Annotated in this window: 16 protein-coding genes; 4 read left to right on the plus strand and 12 right to left on the minus strand. The window is 66.5% G+C overall.

Translation table 11 applies throughout. The annotated features are described in order from the left end of the window. Positions 1 to 104 precede the first annotated feature (104 nt). The 5 genes from ACSX1C_RS04675 to ACSX1C_RS04695 all read right to left on the minus strand — a co-directional run bounded on the left by ACSX1C_RS04675 (position 105) and on the right by ACSX1C_RS04695 (position 5,800). Positions 105 to 1,316 (minus strand): nitrate/nitrite transporter, encoded by a 1,212-nt coding sequence (locus ACSX1C_RS04675; RefSeq protein ID WP_439888451.1) that lies wholly within the window; start codon positions 1,314 to 1,316, stop codon positions 105 to 107. A gap of 484 nt (positions 1,317 to 1,800) precedes the next feature. Beyond that, on the minus strand, positions 1,801 to 2,595 hold the full coding sequence (locus ACSX1C_RS04680) for an ABC transporter ATP-binding protein (protein WP_439888452.1): 795 nt from the start codon (positions 2,593 to 2,595) through the stop codon (positions 1,801 to 1,803). Between the two features lie 24 nt (positions 2,596 to 2,619). Next, the gene (locus tag ACSX1C_RS04685) at positions 2,620 to 3,609 is read right to left on the minus strand and encodes an ABC transporter permease (protein WP_439888453.1); all 990 of its coding nucleotides are present in this window, start codon (positions 3,607 to 3,609) and stop codon (positions 2,620 to 2,622) included. 59 nt (positions 3,610 to 3,668) lie between these two features. Further along, positions 3,669 to 5,057: a CmpA/NrtA family ABC transporter substrate-binding protein gene (locus ACSX1C_RS04690; RefSeq protein WP_439888454.1), complete on the minus strand. Its 1,389-nt coding sequence runs from the start codon at positions 5,055 to 5,057 to the stop codon at positions 3,669 to 3,671. Positions 5,058 to 5,482: 425 nt separating this feature from the next. Then, positions 5,483 to 5,800, minus strand: coding sequence for a transcriptional regulator (locus tag ACSX1C_RS04695; protein WP_318641665.1), 318 nt, complete (start codon positions 5,798 to 5,800; stop codon positions 5,483 to 5,485). 201 nt (positions 5,801 to 6,001) lie between these two features. Here ACSX1C_RS04695 and ACSX1C_RS04700 point away from each other — a divergent pair, with 201 nt between their 5' ends. After that, positions 6,002 to 6,394, plus strand: a complete 393-nt coding sequence (locus tag ACSX1C_RS04700) for a hypothetical protein (protein ID WP_439888455.1) — start codon at positions 6,002 to 6,004, stop codon at positions 6,392 to 6,394. A gap of 55 nt (positions 6,395 to 6,449) precedes the next feature. Here the strand turns inward: ACSX1C_RS04700 and alaC are convergent, their stop codons facing one another. From alaC to acnB, 5 genes are all read right to left on the minus strand, one after another. Then, complete coding sequence (gene alaC, locus ACSX1C_RS04705; RefSeq protein ID WP_439888456.1) at positions 6,450 to 7,688, minus strand: alanine transaminase; 1,239 nt, start codon at positions 7,686 to 7,688, stop codon at positions 6,450 to 6,452. A gap of 105 nt (positions 7,689 to 7,793) precedes the next feature. Then, entirely contained in the window at positions 7,794 to 9,158 is a 1,365-nt protein-coding gene (locus ACSX1C_RS04710; RefSeq protein WP_439888457.1) for a pyridoxal phosphate-dependent decarboxylase family protein, read from the minus strand. A 176-nt stretch (positions 9,159 to 9,334) separates the two neighbouring features. Further along, positions 9,335 to 9,913, minus strand: coding sequence for an ANTAR domain-containing response regulator (locus ACSX1C_RS04715; RefSeq protein ID WP_439888458.1), 579 nt, complete (start codon positions 9,911 to 9,913; stop codon positions 9,335 to 9,337). A 20-nt stretch (positions 9,914 to 9,933) separates the two neighbouring features. Further along, the gene (locus ACSX1C_RS04720; RefSeq protein WP_439888459.1) at positions 9,934 to 11,157 is read right to left on the minus strand and encodes a CmpA/NrtA family ABC transporter substrate-binding protein; all 1,224 of its coding nucleotides are present in this window, start codon (positions 11,155 to 11,157) and stop codon (positions 9,934 to 9,936) included. Positions 11,158 to 11,354: 197 nt separating this feature from the next. Beyond that, positions 11,355 to 13,955 carry a bifunctional aconitate hydratase 2/2-methylisocitrate dehydratase gene (gene acnB, locus ACSX1C_RS04725; protein WP_439888460.1) on the minus strand — a complete coding sequence of 867 codons (2,601 nt, stop codon included), beginning with the start codon at positions 13,953 to 13,955 and terminating at the stop codon, positions 11,355 to 11,357. A 405-nt stretch (positions 13,956 to 14,360) separates the two neighbouring features. Between acnB and ACSX1C_RS04730 the strand changes: the two genes are divergently transcribed. After that, a complete protein-coding gene (locus tag ACSX1C_RS04730; RefSeq protein WP_318641651.1) occupies positions 14,361 to 14,834 on the plus strand; it encodes a DUF1289 domain-containing protein in 474 nt (157 codons plus the stop codon). A 51-nt stretch (positions 14,835 to 14,885) separates the two neighbouring features. Here ACSX1C_RS04730 and ACSX1C_RS04735 read toward each other — a convergent pair whose 3' ends face one another. Continuing rightward, positions 14,886 to 15,749 (minus strand): universal stress protein, encoded by an 864-nt coding sequence (locus tag ACSX1C_RS04735; protein WP_439888461.1) that lies wholly within the window; start codon positions 15,747 to 15,749, stop codon positions 14,886 to 14,888. Positions 15,750 to 15,912: 163 nt separating this feature from the next. Between ACSX1C_RS04735 and ACSX1C_RS04740 the strand changes: the two genes are divergently transcribed. Further along, a complete protein-coding gene (locus ACSX1C_RS04740) occupies positions 15,913 to 16,515 on the plus strand; it encodes a tRNA-(ms[2]io[6]A)-hydroxylase (protein WP_439888462.1) in 603 nt (200 codons plus the stop codon). 54 nt (positions 16,516 to 16,569) lie between these two features. Here the strand turns inward: ACSX1C_RS04740 and ACSX1C_RS04745 are convergent, their stop codons facing one another. Beyond that, on the minus strand, positions 16,570 to 17,784 hold the full coding sequence (locus tag ACSX1C_RS04745) for an MFS transporter (protein WP_439888463.1): 1,215 nt from the start codon (positions 17,782 to 17,784) through the stop codon (positions 16,570 to 16,572). Between the two features lie 120 nt (positions 17,785 to 17,904). On the opposite strand from ACSX1C_RS04745, the gene ACSX1C_RS04750 reads away from it, so the two are divergent. Then, entirely contained in the window at positions 17,905 to 18,783 is an 879-nt protein-coding gene (locus tag ACSX1C_RS04750) for a LysR substrate-binding domain-containing protein (RefSeq protein WP_439888464.1), read from the plus strand. Positions 18,784 to 18,794: the final 11 nt, after the last annotated feature.

Here is an 18,794-nt window from a genome sequence, read left to right on the forward strand (position 1 = left end):
GTGCATTGCTACCCTGCCGGGCAGCCCCGTCTTTGCCTCAAGCCTCCAGTTTATGAGGGCTGTAGGGTGGATCGCGCTCCACCGATCCACCCTACGTTAGTTTGTTACACCCGGGCGGCGGTGACGGCAGCCGAGCCCCAGGTGGTGCGCCAGCGCTGCTTGACGCCGTGCAGGCCGAACCAGGCCAGCAGGCCGAGGCTGGCGAACAGCCACAGGCCCAGCTGGTAGTCGCCGCTGTGCTGCTTGATGGCGCCCAGGCCCGCGGCCAGGAGGAAGCCGCCGACGCCGCCGGCCATGCCGATCAGCCCGGTCATCACGCCGATCTCCTTGCGAAAGCGCTGCGGCACCAGCTGGAACACCGCGCCGTTACCGGCACCCAGGCCGAGCATGGCGGCGACGAACAGGGCCAGTGCGGCGGTCGAGCTGGGCAGGTTGAAGCCCACCGCGGCGATGCACAGCGAGGCGAGGGTGTACATCATCAGCAGCGAGCGGATGCCGCCGATGCGGTCGGCCAGGGCGCCGCCCAGGGGGCGTAGCAGGCTGCCGGCGCAGACGCAGGCGGCGGTGTAGTAGCCGGCGGTCACCGGGTCCAGGCCGTACTGGTCGTTGAAGTAGCCGGGCAGGGCGCTGGCCAGGCCGATGAAACCGCCGAAGGTGACGCTGTAGAAGAACATGAACCACCAGCTGTCGCGGTCGCCGAGGGCCTTGAGGTAGTCGGCCAGGGCCTTGGGCTTGGGCCGCTCGGGCGCGTTCTTCGCCACGGCGGCGAAGACCAGCAGGGTGATCAGCAGCGGGATCAGCGCCCAGCCGAACACGTTCTGCCAGCCGAACAGGGCGGCCAGGCCCGGCGCGAAGATCGCCGCCAGCACGGTACCGGAATTACCCGCACCGGCGATGCCCATGGCCTTGCCCTGGTGTTCGGCCGGGTACCACTGGGACGCCAGGGGCAGGGCGACGGCGAAGGCTGCGCCGGCGAAGCCGAGGAACAGGCCGAGCAGCAGGGCCTGCTCATAGGTCTGGATGCCGATCCGCCAGGCGGCGAACAGCGACGCGATCACCACCACCTGGCCGAGCAGCCCGGCGCTCTTGGGCGACAGCCGATCGGCGAGGAACCCCATGACGATGCGCAGCACGGCGCCGGCGAGGATCGGCGTGGCGACCATCAGGCCACGTTGCTGGGCGCTCAGGTCCAGGTCGGTGGCGATCTGCACGGCCAGCGGGCCGAGCAGGTACCAGACCATGAAGCTCAGGTCGAAATAGAGAAAAGCGGCGAACAGCGTCGGGGTGTGGCCGGCCTTCCAGAAACTTTTATTCATCGAACACCTCATCAGCAAGAAGGAGCCCGGTCGGGTCGAGGCGTCATGGTCGTGGACACGACGACCGCCACCCGCCGGGGAGGCGCGGCACTTGTGGTGCCACGCCCTGCGGCCGAAGCCACAGCTGGGTTGAGAGAGTTACCGGCAGCACCGCTGGATCACAGCGGCGCCACCAAGCCCCGGGCGTTGGGGCGTAAACGAAAAACGCCGCGTCACCGACCGCTGTCGAGCGGGGGTGAGGCGACGTCTTTGTCGTTCGAGAGGGCAGCCGCCGTTGGCTGCTTGTGGTGGTGATAAAGCAAGAGGCGAGCCAACTGGCCGAAATGCCCGAAGTCAGGGGGACGCCTGGTTCAGCTCCTCAATGCTCGAGTCAAAATGGGGCGCGCCGACTTCTTGGTGCGCTGGGACGGGGCGTGAAGGCATGCGTGATCGCGGTGCATGCTCCGGACGCTCCGGGCCGAGCGCCAGCAGTGAGCCACAGGGCTCAGGCCGCCGGGCGCTGCTGCTTCTGGTAGAGGAACTCCAGCACCGCCGCGCGGTAGGCGTGGTAGCGCGCGTCGTGGGCCAGGGCCATGCGCTCGCGCGGGCGCGCCAGCTCGACCTCGAGGATGTCGCCGATGGTCGCCGCCGGGCCGTTGCTCATCATCACGATGCGGTCGGACAGCAGCACCGCCTCGTCGACGTCGTGGGTGATCATGATCACCGTGTTGCCCAGCTCGGCGTGGATCTCCATCAGCGAATCCTGCAGGTGGGCGCGGGTCAGGGCGTCGAGGGCGCCGAACGGCTCGTCCATCAGCAGCACCTTGGGCTGCATGGCCAGGGCGCGGGCGATGCCGATGCGCTGCTTCATGCCGCCGGATATCTCGCTGGGACGCTTGTCGCGGGCGTGGCTCATGTGCACCAGCGCCAGGTTGTGCTCGATCCACTCGCGCATCTCCGTCTTGCTCTTGTGCCCCTGGAACACCTGGCGCACGGCCAGTTCGATGTTCTGGTAGCAGGTCAGCCAGGGCAGCAGGCTGTGGTTCTGGAACACCACGGCGCGCTCCGGGCCGGGCGCGTCGACCTCGCGGCCGTCGAGGATGACCCCGCCGGTGCTGGCCTGGTAGAGGCCGGCGACGATGTTGAGCACGGTCGACTTGCCGCAGCCGGAGTGGCCGATCAGCGAGACGAACTCGCCCTTGGCGATCTTCAGGTTGACGTTTTGCAGGGCGCAGAACAGACCCTTGTCGGTGGGGAAGCTGATGCCGACGCCGGTCAGCTCGAGGTGGGCAGTGTTCATGGCGGACTCCTGGGTTGACTGGGGTTAGCGCAGGTCGGCGTTCTTGTCCCAGCTGGCGCGGCGCTGCAGCAGGAGCATGAGACGGTCGAGGACGAAGCCGATCAGGCCGATGACGATCACCGCCACCATGATCCGGCCGAGGGAGTTGGAGCTGCCGTTCTGGAACTCGTCCCAGATGAATTTGCCCAGGCCGGGGTTCTGCGCCAGCATCTCGGCGGCGATCAGCACCATCCAGCCGGTGGCCAGCGACAGGCGCAGGCCGGTGAAGATCATCGGCACGGCGGCGGGCAGGACGATGCGCCGCACATGGGACAGCGGCGACAGGCTGAGCACCCGACTGACGTTGCGCAGGTCCTGGTCGAGGTTGGCCACGCCCACCGTGGTGTTGATCACCGTCGGCCACAGGCAGCACAGCGCCACGGTGATCGCCGAGGTGACGAAGGACTTGGCCATCAGCGGGTCGCTGCTGGTGTACAGGGCGCTGACCACCATGGTCACCAGCGGCAGCCAGGCCAGTGGCGAGACCGGCTTGAACACCTGGATCAGCGGGTTGACCGCGTTGTAGATCGGCTTGCTCAGGCCGCAGACGATCCCCAGCGGAATGGCCAGCAGGGAGGCGAGGACGAAGCCGGTCAGCACCGTGTAGAGGCTGGTGAAGATCTGCTTGAAGAAGGTCGGCTTACCGGTATAGGGGCGAATCTTCACCTCGGCGTCGGGATTGTTCGCCAGCTTGGCGGCGTTGCGCGCCTCCTGGCGGGCGTAGAAGGCGTCGGCCTTGTCCAGCTCGCGCTGGTGCTCGCTGATCAGGGCGCCGAACTGGCTGGCGACCTGGGTCGGCCCGGGGAACTTGCCCAGGCTGGTGTCGATGCTGCCGGCGGCGAGCTGCCAGAACAGCAGGAAGGCCAGCACGCCGATCAGCGGCATCAGCACGCTCGGCAGCCAGCGTTTGAAGGCGGCGCTGCGCGCCGACTTCAGGGTTTCCCGTATGGGTTGGGCGACGGCGGGGTTGCTCATCGTCTGGTCCTCGAAGCAGAGGGGAGCCGGAGGGGCCGACTCCCTGGGCTATGGCTGGCTTACAGCGCGGAGTCGGCCTTCAGGCCAATGCTGAACTGGTTGATGTAGGCGTTCGGCTGGCGTCCGTCGTAGGTCAGGCCGTCGATGAATTCATTGGTGGGGGAACGGAAGCCATCCTCGCCGGCGTCCGGGAAGTCGTCGGCCTTGGCCAGGCCGTCGGCGACCAGTTCGGTGGCGGCGCTGCGGTAGATCGCCGGCAGGTAGACCTGCTTGGCCACGTCCAGATACCAGCTGTCCGGCTTGGCCTCGCCGATCTGCCCCCAGCGGCGCATCTGGGTCAGATACCAGATGGCGTCGGAGTAGTAGGGGTAGGTCGCGTGGTAGCGGAAGAACACGTTGAAATCCGGCACTTCCCGGATATCACCCTTCTCGTACTCGAAGGTGCCGGTCATGGAGTTGGCGATCACCTGGGCGTCGGCGCCGACGTACTCGGGACGCGAGAGGATCTGCACGGCCTCGGCGCGGTTGGCGTTGTCGTTCTCGTCCAGCCACATGGCGGCGCGGATCAGCGCCTTGACCAGGCGCTTGTGGGTTTCCGGGTTGGCCTCGGCCCAGGCCTTGGACACGCCGAAGACCTTCTCCGGGTTGTTCTTCCAGATCTCGTAGTCGGTGATCACCGGCACGCCGATGCCCTTGAACACGGCCTGCTGGTTCCACGGCTCGCCCACGCTGTAGCCGTCGATGGTGCCGGCCTCCATGGTCGAAGGCATCTGTGGCGGCGGGGTGACCGAGAGCAGCGCGTCGGCATTGAGGGTGCCGGCGATGTCGCCCTTGGCCGGGGCGTAGTAGCCGGGGTGGATGCCGCCGGCGGCCAGCCAGTAGCGCAGCTCGTAGTTGTGGGTGGAGACCGGGAACACCATGCCCAGGTTGAAGGGCTTGCCCTGGGCCTTGTACTGCTCGATCACCGGCTTGAGGGCGTCGGCCTTGATCGGGTGCACCGGCTTGCCCTTGTCCATCGGCACGTGCTTCTTCATCTCCTGCCACACGGCATTGGACAGGGTGATGCCGTTGCCGTTGAGGTCCATGGAGAAGGCGGTGACCACCTCGGCCTTGGTGCCGAAGCCGATGGTCGCCCCCAGCGGCTGGCCGGCCAGCATGTGCGCGCCGTCCAACTCGCCGGTGATCACCCGGTCCAGCAGCACCTTCCAGTTGGCCTGGGCCTCGAGGCTGACGTACAGGCCCTCGTCCTCGAAGTAGCCCTTCTCGTAGGCGATGGCCAGGGGCGCCATGTCGGTCAGCTTGATGAAGCCCAGCTTGAGTTCGTCCTTCTCCGGCTCGGCGGCCTGGGCGACTTGCAGGCTCAGCGGCGAGAACAGCAGGGCGGCGGCGCAGCCGAGGCCGGCCAGGGTCTTCTTCAGCAGGGAACGGCGAACGGTGAATGTACGCATGGTGATTCCTCAGGTCTCGAAAACGAAAAAAGACGTCGCGGACAAACCGCCCCTGGGGGCAGGCTGCCTTCGACGTCTTTGTCTATTCGTCCCGATCACCGCCGTTGGCGATCCGATGACGTTTGCCGAGGAGGTAATTGCAAGGGACTTGCCAGCTTTCTTGGCAGCGGCCGATTCCAGCTGCGCAAAAGCTGGCCGGCGGCCGCCGAGCGCTCGCGGACCTGCGGTCTATAGGCTTTTAAATCAGTAGGTTATGCAAGGTATTCAGGTGCTTCATGAGGTCGCTCAGACGCACTGCCGGCAGGCGCACGGCGCTCGGCCGCGCCGCGCCAAGGCCGCTCGTTGAGCCATCGGCGGGCGAAATGGACAGGGGCTGGGCGCTTCTGCTTCGGCTTGGTGCGCCAGCGACCACTCCACGGCGCAGCTCAGCGCGATACTGGCTGGGCGTGAGCTTCCTCGACGAACTCCCTGAGCCATCTCAGCACCTGCACGGCATCCCAGCGCGCCGGATCGAACAGGGCATAGGCCAGGCCCTGATACCCCACCACATCCAGCTGCCTGTGGTAGCCGGCGCGCTGCAGCAGGGCTTCGATCTCGGCGAAGCAGGTGTTGAAGTGCACGCGGTTGAAGGGGGTCTTGCCCTCGGTGACTATGCCTTCGAGCTGCAGCTCCTCGACCGTCGCGCGAACCCTGTCCAGCGGCATCCGGTTTACCCGGTGTTTCAGTTGCAGTACGTCCAGCATCGTTTTGCTCCCGATTGATGCTCCGAAATGGCCGGCCCGGGTCTAGGCGAAGGGCGACCGGTGGCGAGGGACAGTCTAGTGGAAAAATACTGTACAAATAAACAGTATTCGACAATAGTAAGACCGTCGCCTTTCGAACTCACTCGTTCGCCCGGTTCCCAGACACTGAGGCCCTGGCGTACAGCAGAGGAGCAATGAACAATGCAACAGAGCTTGATGACGATTGTGCTGTTGGTCCTGTTGAGCGGCTGTGCCCAGCCCCAGGTCGAGCAACCCAAGGCCAATGGCAGCTATCTGGTGATAGAGAACGGCCAGGCCTGGGCGGTGTTGGTGGCCAATGGCAAGCGGATAGAGGAACGGGGGACGGTGGTCGACGCGATCAGGTTACCCAGCGAGCATGCGGCGGTGGCTGCCAGCTATGTGATCGAGACGCCCAACTGCGGGCGAGTGCAATGGTTGACCGAGCGGCGGGATGCCGCGGAGGGGATGACCAGCCTGATGTCGTTGCACTACAACCGGCGCCTGGACGAGTCCGGCTGTGTGATAGGGGCCGGGCTGAGCCGGGTATGGACAGTGTTGGATTACTCGGGCTGAGCGCGCCCAGGGGGAGTGCGCGCCCGACAGCGCAGGGCCGTCGAGCGCGTCAGGGTCAGGCTTCCGGCGTCTTGCGCGGCTTGCCCGACGCGGCCGGCAGCAGGCCGTCGGCACGGAACATGGCCTTGATGCCGCGCAGCGCCTGGCGGATGCGGTCCTGGTTCTCGATCAGGGCGAAACGCACATGGTCGTCGCCGTAGTCGCCGAAGCCCAGGCCCGGCGACACGCAGACCTTGGCCTCGAGCAGCAGCTTCTTGGCGAACTCCAGGGAACCGAGCGCGGCGTACTGCTCGGGGATCTTCGCCCAGACATACATCGAGGCCTTGGGGTTCTGCACCATCCAGCCGAGCTCATGCAGGCCCTTGACCAGCAGGTTGCGGCGCTGGCGGTACTGCTCGGCGATGTCGCGCACGCACTGCTGGTCGCCCTCCAGGGCGGCGATGGCCGCGACCTGCAGCGGGGTGAAGGTGCCGTAGTCGTGGTAGCTCTTGATCCGCGCCAGGGCATTCACCAGCTCCTTGTTGCCGACCATGAAACCGATGCGCCAGCCGGCCATGTTGTAGCTCTTGGACAGGGTGAAGAACTCCACGGCGATGTCCTTGGCGCCGGGCACCTGCATGATCGACGGCGCCTGCCAGCCGTCGTAGACGATGTCGGCGTAGGCCAGGTCGTGGACCACCAGCACGTCGTACTGCTTGGCCAGGGCCACCACGCGCTCGAAGAAGTCCAGCTCCACGCACTGGGCGGTGGGGTTGGAGGGGAAGCCGAGGATCATCATCTTCGGCTTGGGAATCGACTCGCGGATGGCCCGTTCCAGTTCGGCGAAGAAGTCCACGCCCGGCACCAGCGGCACCGAGCGCACCTGGGCGCCGGCGATCACCGCGCCGTAGATGTGGATGGGGTAGCTGGGGTTGGGCACCAGCACGGTGTCGCCGTGGTCCAGCGTGGCGAGCATCAGGTGGGCCAGGCCTTCCTTGGAGCCGATGGTGACGATGGCCTCGCTTTCCGGGTCGATGTCCACCTGGTAGCGCTCCTGATACCAGCGCGAGATGGCGCGGCGCAGGCGCGGGATGCCGCGGGAGGTGGAGTAGCCGTGGGTGTCTTCGCGCTGGGCGACGGTGCAGAGCTTCTCGACTATGTGCGGCGGGGTGGCGCCGTCGGGGTTGCCCATGCTGAAGTCGATGATGTCCTCGCCACGGCGGCGGGCGGCCATCTTCAGCTCGGCGGTGATGTTGAATACGTAGGGGGGGAGTCGATCGATGCGCGCAAAGCGGCGCGAAGCTTGATCAGCCATGCTGTCCTCGAAAACGTAAGCGCCCGGAACCGTCCGAGCGACGTTGGCCAGTGCGCTGGCCAGGCGGCGAAGATAAGCCCAGCGCCTGGCCTTTGTCGAGTGCTGTCAGGCCGGTGTGCTGCGCTTGAGCTCGCTCAGCAGTTCGATCAGCGCCTCGATGTCGGCGTCCTCGGTGCGCCAGGAGCTGACGCTCAGGCGAAAGGCCGGGCGCCCCTGCCAGAGGGTGGGGCCGAACCAGGCCCGGCCCGAGGCCTGGGCCGCCTGGCGAATGGCCACGGTCTGCTCATCGCTGTCGGCGCGCACCAGCACCTGGTTGAGCACCGCCCGGTTGAGCACCTGATAGCCCTGGGCGCGCAGGCTCGCGGCCAGGTGGCCGGCCTGGCGGATATGCCGGTCGATCATCGCACGCAGGCCGTCGCGGCCGAGGCTGGCGAGGGCCGCCCAGATCGCCACCCCGCGGGCGCGGCGGGAGAACTCCAGGGTGAGGTTTTTCTGCGCATCCTTGGACGCCGTGGCATAGGCCGCGTCGCTGTTCATCGCGGTGGCGAGGGCGTCGGCGTCGCGGCAGATGGCCATGGCGCCGTCGTAGGGCGTGTTCAACCATTTGTGGCCGTCGCTGGTCCAGCTGTCGGCCTGCTCGACCCCGGCAGCCAGATGGGCCGAGGACGAGGCACGGGCCCACAGGCCGAAGGCGCCGTCGACGTGCACCCAGGCCCCGGCCGCCTTGGCCGACGGGATCAGCTCGGCGAAGGGGTCGAACTCGCCGGTGTTCACTTCGCCGGCCTGCAGGCAGAGGATGGTCAGGTCATCCAGAGGCGGCAATTGTTCGGGGTCGATGCGCCCATGGGCGTCGGTCGGCGCGACGATCAGCCGGTTCATGCCGAAACCGAGGATGCGCAGCGCCTTTTTCACGGTGATGTGGCAGCTGGCGGAGACCACCACCCGGACCTCCGGCGCGCCGACCAGGCCGTCGCCATCGAAGTCCCAGCCGCGGCGGGCCAGCAGGGTGCGCCGGGCGGCGGACAGGCAGGCCAGGGTGCAGGCGGTGGCGCTGGTGCCGAAGCCCACGGCGCTTTCGGCCGGTAGGCCGAGCAGCTCGCAGACCCAGCGTCCGGCGATGCGCTCCAGGGTATCGGCCGCCGGCGAGTTGTCGAACGACGAGGCGCACTGGTCCCAGGCCAGCACCAGGCGCTCGGCGGCTGCGGCGGCGGGCAGGGTGGCGCCGATGACGAAGCCGAAATAGCGCGGACCGTTGGACGCGACGGTGGCCGGCGAGCCGATCTCGTCCAGGCGCCGCAGCACCTCTGCGCCAGCCATGCCTTGCTCGGGGATGCCCTGATCGAAGGCCTGCAGCCCGGCGATGGTGGCCGGCGTCGGAAATACCGGGCGGCCGGCTATGTCGTCTAAATAGGCGAGGGCGCGGCGGTCGGCCTCGGCCAGGAGTTGGCGTTCATCGTTGTGGCTGGGCATGCGGGCAGGTCTCGTGATGGACTGGACAGGGACCCCAGCTTAGCCACTGCCGGCGTGGTCCAGCAGGCACACCCGCGGCGCCAGATGGCCGTACAGCTGGCGCGGCCTCTCCCGAATCGGGGGGCACAGTGACCCGTTGGGCAGTACAGTCGAGCGCCGGCGCGGCTCGGCGGCGGTCAATGGCCGAGCATGTCGTGCATGGCGATGATCTGCTCGGCCACCTGGATCAGCTTCTGCTGGCGGCTCATGGCCTGACGGCGCATCAGGGTGTAGGCCTCTTCCTCGTTGCAGCTCTTCATCTTCATCAGCAGGCCCTTGGCCAACTCGATGCGCTTGCGCTCGGCCAGCTGGGCGTCGCGGGCCTGCAGCTGGGCGCGCAGGGCCTGGTCGCTCTCGAAGCGGGCCATGGCCACGTCGAGGATCGGCTGCAGGCGCTCGGCCTGGATGCCTTCGACTATGTAGGCGCTGACCCCGGACTGGATGGCCTGGCGCATGACCTTGGGGTCGTGCTCGTCGGTGAACATGACGATGGGCCGAGGTTGGTCGCGGCTGACCAGCACCACCTGCTCCATGACGTCACGGCCGGGGGATTCGCTGTCGATCAGGATGACGTCGGGACGAACCGCCTCGACCCGCTCCGGCAGGTCGATGGTCAGTCCGGATTCATCGATCACCTCGAAGCCGGCCTCGATCAGGGCGGTCTTGAGACGGCCCACCTTCTTCGGTGTGTCGTTGATCAGGAGAATGCGCAACATGATGGCAGGGGTTCCGTAATTTAGAGAGCCGCGGTCGAGGCCTGAGCGTCGCCGGCCAGGGCGTGCAGGGCGAAGCTCCGGGCGTAGGCGGCCGGGTCGCTGCCGTCCCAGACCTTGCCATCGAGCAGCACGGAGCTGCGCAGGGGCGTTGCCGGCACGGCGACATTCAGCGCCGCAGCCGCCTCATGATAGAGCCCGAGCTGCTGAACCTGGGCAGCCACGGTCAGGTAGTCGGGGTCGTCGCGCAGCAGGCCCCAGCGGCGGAACTGGGTCATGAACCAGAGGCCGTCGGACAGATAGGGCATGTTCACCTTGCCCTCGTCGAAGAAGCGCAGTGGCTGGGGATCCAGCCAGGCGTGACCGTTGCCGTCCTCGTACTGGCCGAGAAAACGCGGTTGGATGGCGCTCAGTGGTGCGTCGACGTACTCGCTGGCGCTGAGCAGTTGCGCGGTGCCGCGCTTGTTCTCCTCGCTCTGGTCGATGAAGCGGCTGGCCTCCAGCACGGCCATCACCAGGGCGCGGGCCGTGTTGGGGTAGGCGCTGACGAAGGCCTGGGTGCAGCCCAGGACTTTCTCCGGGTGTCCGGGCCAGATCGACTGGCTGGTGGTCAGGGTGAAGCCCATGCACTCTTCGATCGCCTGGGCGCCCCAGGGTTCGCCGGCACAGAAACCGTCGATGCGCCCGGCCTTCAGGTGGGCGACCATCTGCGCGGGCGGCACGACCAGCGTCTGCACATCCTCCAGCGGATGGATGCCCTGGCTGGCCAGCCAGTAGTAGAGCCACAGGGCGTGGGTGCCGGTGGGGAAGGTCTGCGCCAGGCTGAGCTTTGCACCCTTTTGGCGCACGTGTGCGCACAGCGCCTCGACATTGCTCACGCCGGCTTGTTGCAGCGCATGGGAGAGGTTGATGCTCTGGCCGTTCTGCGACAGGCCCATGAGCACCGCCATGTCCACCGGCGGGGTGCCGCCGATGCCCAGGTGCACGGCATAGAGCAGGCCGTAGAGGCCCTGGGCGGCGTCCAGCTCGCCGCTGAGCAGCTTGTCGCGAAGACCGGCCCAGGACGCCTGGCGCTTGAGGTTCAGGGTCAGGCCGTAGGGCTGGGCGAAGCCCTGGGTCGCGGCGACGATCAGCGAGGCCGAGTCGGTCAGGGCCATGAAGCCCAGGTTCAGTTCGCTCTTCTCCGGTGCATCGCTGCCGTTGACCCAGGCCAGGGCATCGCCACGGGGAAGCTGGTGCTCGCTCATCGCATACCTTCCTTTCTCAGCATCCAGGGGGGTGACCTGTGCTTCGCATATCGAGCGAAGCGACGCCCTCGTCGTCGGGCCGCTCGGCGTTGCAGCGGCCCTGTTGAGTTTGTTCAAGCAAGCGATATGCCACGGCTGCGAACGCCAGACATAAAAAAGCCCCGCACGGGGCGGGGCTCTTTCGACGCGGGTAATGCTTAGGCTTGAACGACCGGAATCTGGGCGTTGGCAGCGGCTTCGCGGAACTCGGCGATCTGGTCGAAGCTCAGGTAGCGGTAGACGTCGGCCGCCATGCTGTCGATGTCCTTCGCGTAGGCCATGTACTCCTCGACGCTCGGCAGCTTGCCGATGATCGCGGCGACCGCTGCCAGTTCGGCAGAGGCCAGGTACACGTTGGCGCCATCGCCCAGACGGTTGGGGAAGTTGCGGGTCGAGGTCGAGACCACGGTGGAGTTGGCGGCGACGCGGGCCTGGTTACCCATGCACAGCGAGCAGCCCGGCATCTCCATGCGCGCACCGGCCTTGCCGTAGATGCCGTAGTAGCCTTCCTCGGTCAGCTGGTGGGCATCCATCTTGGTCGGCGGCGACAGCCACAGACGAGTCGGGATGCCGCCCTTGACCTTGTCCAGCAGCTTGCCGGCGGCGCGGAAGTGACCGATGTTGGTCATGCACGAACCGATGAACACCTCGTCGATCTTGTCGCCGGCCACGGTGGACAGCAGACGGGCGTCGTCCGGGTCGTTCGGCGCGCAGAGCACCGGCTCCTTCAGTTCGTTGAGGTCGATCTCGATGACTTCGGCGTATTCGGCGTCGGCATCGGCGCTCATCAGCTCCGGGTTGGCCAGCCAGGCTTCCATCGCCTGGGCGCGGCGCTCCATGGTGCGGGCGTCGCCGTAGCCTTCGCTGATCATCCAGCGCAGCAGGGTGATGTTCGACTTCAGGTACTCGGCGATGGCCTTTTCCGGCAGCTTGATGGTGCAACCGGCGGCCGAGCGCTCGGCGGAGGCGTCGGACAGCTCGAACGCCTGCTCGACGGTCAGCTCGTCGAGGCCTTCGATCTCCAGGATGCGGCCGGAGAAGGCGTTCTTCTTGCCCTTCTTCTCGACGGTCAGCAGGCCCTTCTGGATGGCGTAGTAGGGGATCGCATGGACCAGGTCACGCAGGGTGATCCCGGGCTGCATCTTGCCCTTGAAACGCACCAGGATGGATTCCGGCATGTCCAGCGGCATGACGCCGGTGGCGGCGGCGAAGGCCACCAGGCCGGAACCGGCCGGGAAGCTGATGCCCATCGGGAAGCGGGTGTGCGAGTCGCCGCCGGTGCCGACGGTGTCCGGCAGCAGCATGCGGTTCAGCCAGCTGTGGATGATGCCGTCGCCCGGACGCAGGGACACGCCGCCACGGGTGCGGATGAAATCCGGCAGGGTGTGGTGGGTGGTGACGTCGATCGGCTTCGGGTAGGCCGCGGTGTGGCAGAACGACTGCATCACCAGGTCGGCGGAGAAGCCCAGGCAGGCCAGGTCCTTCAGCTCGTCGCGGGTCATCGGGCCAGTGGTGTCCTGGGAGCCGACGGTGGTCATCTTCGGCTCGCAGTAGGTGCCCGGACGCACGCCGGTCACGCCGCAGGCCTTGCCGACCATCTTCTGCGCCAGGGTGAAGCCCTTGCCGCTGTCGGCCGGCTGCTCCGGCTTCTTGAACAGGTCGGAGCTGCCCAGACCCAGTTCGGCACGGGCCTTGTCGGTCAGGCCGCGGCCGACGATCAGCGGGATACGGCCGCCGGCGCGCACTTCATCGAGCAAAACCTCAGTCTTCAGTTCGAAGGTGGTGATGACTTCTTCGCTGCCGTGCTTGCACACCTTGCCGGCGTAGGGGTAGACGTCGATCACGTCGCCCATGTTGAGGTTCGACACGTCGAACTCGATCGGCAGGGCGCCGGCGTCTTCCATGGTGTTGTAGAAGATCGGGGCGATCTTGGAGCCGAAGCAGAAGCCGCCGGCGCGCTTGTTCGGAACAAAGGGGATGTCGTCGCCGAAGAACCACAGCACCGAGTTGGTGGCGGACTTGCGCGAGGAACCGGTGCCGACCACGTCGCCGACGTAGGCGACCGGGAAGCCCTTGGCCTTGACCGCTTCGATCTGCTTGAGCGGGCCGATGGTGCCTTGCTGCTCGGGCTCGATGCCGTCGCGGGCCATCTTCAGCATGGCCAGGGCGTGCAGCGGGATATCCGGACGCGACCAGGCGTCGGGGGCCGGGGACAGGTCGTCGGTGTTGGTTTCGCCGGGGACCTTGAACACGGTCAGGCTGTACTTCTCGGCGATCGCCGGGCGCTTGGTGAACCACTCGCCATCGGCCCAGGACTGCAGCACGGCCTTGGCGTGGGCATTGCCGGCCTTGGCCTTCTCGGCGACGTCGTGGAAGGCGTCGAACATCAGCAGGGTGTGCTTGAGCTGTTCGGCAGCGACGCTGGCCAGCTCGGCGTCATCCAGCAGCTCGACCAGGGTGGCGATGTTGTAGCCGCCCTGCATGGTGCCGAGCAGTTCGACGGCGCGCTGCTGGTTGATCAGCGGGGAAGCGGCTTCGCCCTTGGCCACGGCAGAGAGGAACCCGGCCTTGACGTAGGCGGCTTCGTCCACGCCTGGCGGCACGCGGTTGGTGATCAGGTCTACGAGGAATTCTTCTTCGCCAGCCGGCGGGTTCTGCAGCAGCTCGACCAGGCCTGCGGTTTGTTCGGCGTTCAGCGGCTGGGGCACGATACCCTGAGCGGCACGCTCTGCTACGTGTTTGCGATAGGCTTCAAGCACAGTTATTACCCTCATCAGTGGTCCCAAAGGGTTGTCCGGGACGCGATCCAGAAAACACTGAACCAGGCGCTTCGTGGCTTTATGGGCTACTCAGCCGAGGTTTCAGGGATTTCTTCCAGAAGCTGCTTTCAAAGTTTTACGCCGGCAGGACGGGCGAGATGAGGGCTGACGCTGGCCCTTGAAGGAACATTCAAGAGCCGGCGCCAACATCGTACCTGCGGGATCGACTGTGCTCGTGACGCTTTGAAAACAGCTTCCAACGGACATTGGCGCCTATAAAAGGCGGGGCGATAGTACCGGAAAGCGCGGGCGAAGTTAAGCCGCCGCCTGGCCGGTTTGGGGATGAACTGGCCTAGACAAAGGGCTAAGATGCCAGGCCGTTTCGCCCTCGACGTTTTCTTCACCATGTCCAATCAACGCATCAAGACGCCTTGCGTAGGCCTGTGCTCAACCGTATACGGCGACCTGGTATGCCGCGGTTGCAAGCGCTTCCATCATGAGGTGATCCATTGGAATGGTTACAGCGAAGAGGAGAAGCGCGCCGTCTGGCTGCGCCTGGAACAGCTGTTGGTGCAGGTGATGGCGGCCAAGCTGGAAGTCTTCGACGCAGTGCGTCTGCGCAGCCAGCTGGAGCAGCGGCAGATCCGTTTCGTGCCGCAGCAGTCGCCCTATTGCTGGGCGTACCAGTTGATCGCCCGCGGGGCGCGGGTGATCAGTCAGCTCGAGGCCTACGGCCTGGCGCTGCTGCCGGAGTTCCGCGACTGGGCCTTGCCGGAGCTGCGCGATGCCATCGATCGCGAGTTCTTCCTGTTGTCCGAGGCGCATTACGAGCGTTACATCGCCCCGCGTTTTCTCCGAGACGGCATGACGCGGCTGTAGGCCGCCTCATGCCGTGCGGGCTTGTCCCAGGCCTCCGCGGCGGGCTCTGTCTCAGCGCTGGGCGACCAGCTCTTCGAGATGGGCGATGATGTCCGCCGGCTTGAGCACCAGGATGTCGCTCTCCAGCGAATCGAGAATCACCTCGGCGGTATTGCCGATCAGCGCGCCGGACAGGCCTGTGCGGGCGACGGTGCCGATCACCGTGACGGCGGCATTCAGCTGCCGCGCAACCTGCGGAATCAGGGCGTCGGCCGGACCTTCGGCGATATGCAGGCGCTCGCCGGCGATCTCGTATTCGGCCTGGAAAGCCTTGCACTCCTCGCGGTAGCGCGCCTCTATGGTTTCCTTGAGCTGGAAGGTGGGGTCGGCGGCGGACAGCATCGGCGCCGGGTGGGCGCTGATCACGTGCAGCTCGGCCTTGGCCAGCGCGGCGATGTCGTAGCCGTGGCTGATGATGCTGGCATGCAGGGTGCGGTGCTCGGCGTCGGAATTGCCCACATCCACGGCCGCCAGTATGCTGCTGCCGATCCAGGACCTGTCGGTCTTGACCATCAGCACCGGGCTGGGGCAGTAACGCAGCAGTTTCCAGTCGTCGGGAGTGAGCAGGGCCTTCTTCAGCGGGTTGTCGGGGAAATGCTGCTTGACCACCAGGCCACAGCCTTCGGCCTGCTGCACGGCGATCACGGTCTGGTGCAGGTTCTCGTGCCAGGCCTGCTGGCTGGAGACGCTGAAGCCTTCCTGCTGCAGGCTGCTGCTCAGGTCGTGGAGGTAGGCCGAATGGTCGTGTTTCTTGTCGCAGACCAGCAGGTGCAGCTGTGATTGGGTCACCCCGGCGATCAGTTTGGCCCTTTTCAAGGCCAGGCCTTCCGGTTGTTCCGGCGTCATGACCACCAGAATGCTGCGTATCGCTTGCATGATCGTCTCCCTGCGAAATGGATGGTGCGGTGAGACCACTATAGATGGCGCCGCAGCCCCTTGTCTTGACCGCAGTCAACGCCGCGGCTGGCTGTTCCCCTCGTCATTCGTATAATGGCCGGCCTTGTCCGCCAGCCGGCGCTGCCACCCCATTCGTGAGCCTATGCAACTGCTACCCGAGATCGAAGCCTTTCTCCGCTGTCCCACGCCTGACGCCTGGATTGCCCAGGCCCTGGAGCACCAGGACATCATGCTGATCGACCACGCCAACTGCGAGAAGAAGGCCGCCTCGACGGCCATGACCCTGCTGTTCCGCTATATCGAGAAGGCCGATCTGCAGTACAACTTGTCGCGTCTGGCCCGTGAGGAGCTGCGTCACTTCGAACAGGTCGCGGCGCTGATGGCCAAGCGCGGTATCGCCTACCGGCCGGTCAGCGCGGCCCTGTACGCCCAGCGCCTGCACAAGCACATCCGCAGCTCGGAGCCGCACAAGCTGGTGGACACCCTGATCGTCGGCGCCTTCATCGAGGCGCGCTCCTGCGAGCGCTTCTTCCGCCTGGCGCCGCACCTGGACGAGGAGCTGGGGCAGTTCTACCGCTCGCTGCTCAAGTCCGAGGCGCGCCACTACCAGGGCTATCTGAAGATGGCCCGGGACTATGCCGGCGAATCGATCGACGAGCGGGTGGCCTACTTCGCCGAGGTGGAGCGCGAGGCGATTCTCACGCCGGACAAGGAGTTCCGCTTCCACAGCGGCGCGGCCGCCTAAGTCGTAGCGAGGCGGGCTGTCACCAGGCGTGTGGCGACAGCCGCTGCGGCTCTCTCAACAGGCGCCAGCCGCCGGCGGGACGATCGGCAGCACCTTGCGATTGCCGCGCAGGATGACCACGGCCAGGGCCACCAGCAGCAGGGACGCGGCGCTCAGCACCAGGAACACGTCGTGCAGCGAGCCGGTGCTTTCGCGGATATAGCCGGCCAGCAGGTTGCCCAGAGTCCCGCCCAGGCCGAAGGTCACCATGCAGATGCCGCTGATCTGCATGGTCGCGGTCGAGGAGTGGTGCTGGTTGACCCAGCCGGCGACTATGCCCCACATCGGGAAGTACATCAGGCCGTAGCCGAAACCGGCGACCAGGGCGAACTTGCCCGGGTCGGCGACAAACGCCAGCAGCCCCAGGGCGAAGCCGCTGAAGATCACCATCAGTGCGGTGCCATGACCCCGGCGGTCGGCCAGCTTGCCGGTGATGAAGCCGGCCACCATGCCCGTGCCCCCCACCGTCGCCCAGGTGTAGCCGCCCAGCGCCGCCGGCAGGCTGAGTTCATCTAGGTAGCTGTTGAGCCAGTAGGAGAACGGCATGGTGGTGAAGCCGACCAGCAGGCAGATCAGGCAGGCGAACAGCGCGGTGCGCTCGCCGATGATGGTGGCGAACAGTCGCGAAGTCGGAATCGCCGCGTCGACCGGGACCAGGCCCTCGACCGCTTCGGCGGGTGCCGCCTTGAGGTCGCGCAGCATGTGCCAGGTCAGGGCCACCACCAGCAGGCCGAACAGCCCGGCGACCTGCCAGCTGGCCTGCCAGCCGAGCAGCGGCACCACCACGAGGATCAGCAGGCCGTTGAGGGCATAGCCCCAGGCGGTGCCGCTGGAGGCGCAGGACAGATAGGTCGAGCGCTGCTCGGCGCGGGCGCAGCGGCTGACGATCTCGACGATGCAACCCCAGCTGATCGCCGCGCTGGCCGCCAGGCAGGTCAGGGTCAGGGTGATCAGCAGCGGATCGCGCAATTGCGCCATGCACAGCAGCAGGGTGCTGCTGAAGATGCCGGTCAGCAGGACCAGACGCCCGGTGCCCAGGCGGTGGCCGAGCGTGCCGAGGAGCATGGCCCCGGCGAGATAGGCCACCTGGGTCAGGGCGCCGATGGTCGCCAGCTGCCAGGCGCTGATCTCGATGGCTTCGCGCATGAAGGGCATCAGGGCGGCGAACAGGAACATGCCAAAGCCGTGGCTGACGATCTGGTTCATGCCGAAGGTGGTGGGCATCCGCATTGATTCAGGCTCCGTGGCAGCTCGCAGGGATGAGCTGGATGCCGGCTAACATAGAGACTTGTCAGCGTTCATGAAAACGATAAATATTGAGCACTACTTTCAATAAGGTTGAATTCTGTGATGCGCGACTTGCCCATAGCCTTGCTGCGTACCTTCGTGGTGGTCGCCGAGACGCTCAACCTGACCACCGCTGCCGCGCGCCTGCACCGCGCGCCCTCGACCATCAGCATGCAGCTCAGCCGCCTGGAAGAGCTGGTCTCGGCCGAATTGCTGCAGCGCGGCCAGTACGGCGTCCGCCTGACCCAGGCCGGCGAACAGCTGAAATCCTGCGCCCCACAGTTGCTGAACCTGCACGACCGCATCCTCGGCAGCTTCCAGCATGCCGAGGTGGGGGGGCAGGTGCGCTTCGGCACCCATGATCAATACGCCACCCGCAGCCTCACGCCGCTGCTGGAGGCTTTCGTGCTGAGCTATCCGGAAGCCTGCCTGGAGGTGGTCTGCGACCATCGCCCCGAGCATCTGGCGGCGCTGGTGGCCGAGGGCAGGCTGGACCTGGCCCTGGTGGAGATGCCGGCCTCGTCCACGGGCGGTCGCCGCCTGTTTCGCGACCAGCTGGTCTGGGTGGGCGCCGAGGCGCACTCGACCCATGCCCGCCAACCGCTGCCGCTGGCGGTGTTCGTCGAGGGCTGCTATCACCGCGATTCGGCCGCCAAGGTGCTGGCCGGGGCGCAGATAGCCTATCGCATCGCCTTCACCAGCCAGAGCAGGGCCGGGGTGCTGGCGGCGGTGCGCGCGGGGATAGGTGTGGGGATCATTCCGCTTTCGACCCTGGAACCGGGGCTGCGGGTCATAGAGGACGGGCTGCCGCCGCTGCCGGGCACGGACATCACCCTGTTCGTCGCCGAGCAGGTCAACGAAGCGACTCAGCGCCTGGCGCAGACCATAGAGGCAAGCCCGCAGTACCGGCGCTACGAGCGCCAGGCCGCGCTGCAGCGCTAGGCGAGGTGTCG

It is taken from the genome of Pseudomonas sp. MBLB4123, from assembly GCF_051904775.1.
Taxonomy (GTDB): domain Bacteria; phylum Pseudomonadota; class Gammaproteobacteria; order Pseudomonadales; family Pseudomonadaceae; genus Aquipseudomonas; species Aquipseudomonas benzenivorans_B.

Excerpts from the sequence above, each read along its gene's own strand:
- ACSX1C_RS04675 (WP_439888451.1), bottom strand. The coding sequence starts at position 1,316 with ATGAATAAAAGTTTCTGGAAGGCCGGCCACACCCCGACGCTGTTCGCC.
- ACSX1C_RS04680 (WP_439888452.1), bottom strand. The coding sequence starts at position 2,595 with ATGAACACTGCCCACCTCGAGCTGACCGGCGTCGGCATCAGCTTCCCC.
- ACSX1C_RS04685 (WP_439888453.1), bottom strand. The coding sequence starts at position 3,609 with ATGAGCAACCCCGCCGTCGCCCAACCCATACGGGAAACCCTGAAGTCG.
- ACSX1C_RS04690 (WP_439888454.1), bottom strand. The coding sequence starts at position 5,057 with ATGCGTACATTCACCGTTCGCCGTTCCCTGCTGAAGAAGACCCTGGCC.
- ACSX1C_RS04695 (WP_318641665.1), bottom strand. The coding sequence starts at position 5,800 with ATGCTGGACGTACTGCAACTGAAACACCGGGTAAACCGGATGCCGCTG.
- ACSX1C_RS04700 (WP_439888455.1), top strand. The coding sequence starts at position 6,002 with ATGCAACAGAGCTTGATGACGATTGTGCTGTTGGTCCTGTTGAGCGGC.
- alaC (WP_439888456.1), bottom strand. The coding sequence starts at position 7,688 with ATGGCTGATCAAGCTTCGCGCCGCTTTGCGCGCATCGATCGACTCCCC.
- ACSX1C_RS04710 (WP_439888457.1), bottom strand. The coding sequence starts at position 9,158 with ATGCCCAGCCACAACGATGAACGCCAACTCCTGGCCGAGGCCGACCGC.
- ACSX1C_RS04715 (WP_439888458.1), bottom strand. The coding sequence starts at position 9,913 with ATGTTGCGCATTCTCCTGATCAACGACACACCGAAGAAGGTGGGCCGT.
- ACSX1C_RS04720 (WP_439888459.1), bottom strand. The coding sequence starts at position 11,157 with ATGAGCGAGCACCAGCTTCCCCGTGGCGATGCCCTGGCCTGGGTCAAC.
- ACSX1C_RS04730 (WP_318641651.1), top strand. The coding sequence starts at position 14,361 with ATGTCCAATCAACGCATCAAGACGCCTTGCGTAGGCCTGTGCTCAACC.
- ACSX1C_RS04735 (WP_439888461.1), bottom strand. The coding sequence starts at position 15,749 with ATGCAAGCGATACGCAGCATTCTGGTGGTCATGACGCCGGAACAACCG.
- ACSX1C_RS04740 (WP_439888462.1), top strand. The coding sequence starts at position 15,913 with ATGCAACTGCTACCCGAGATCGAAGCCTTTCTCCGCTGTCCCACGCCT.
- ACSX1C_RS04745 (WP_439888463.1), bottom strand. The coding sequence starts at position 17,784 with ATGCGGATGCCCACCACCTTCGGCATGAACCAGATCGTCAGCCACGGC.
- ACSX1C_RS04750 (WP_439888464.1), top strand. The coding sequence starts at position 17,905 with ATGCGCGACTTGCCCATAGCCTTGCTGCGTACCTTCGTGGTGGTCGCC.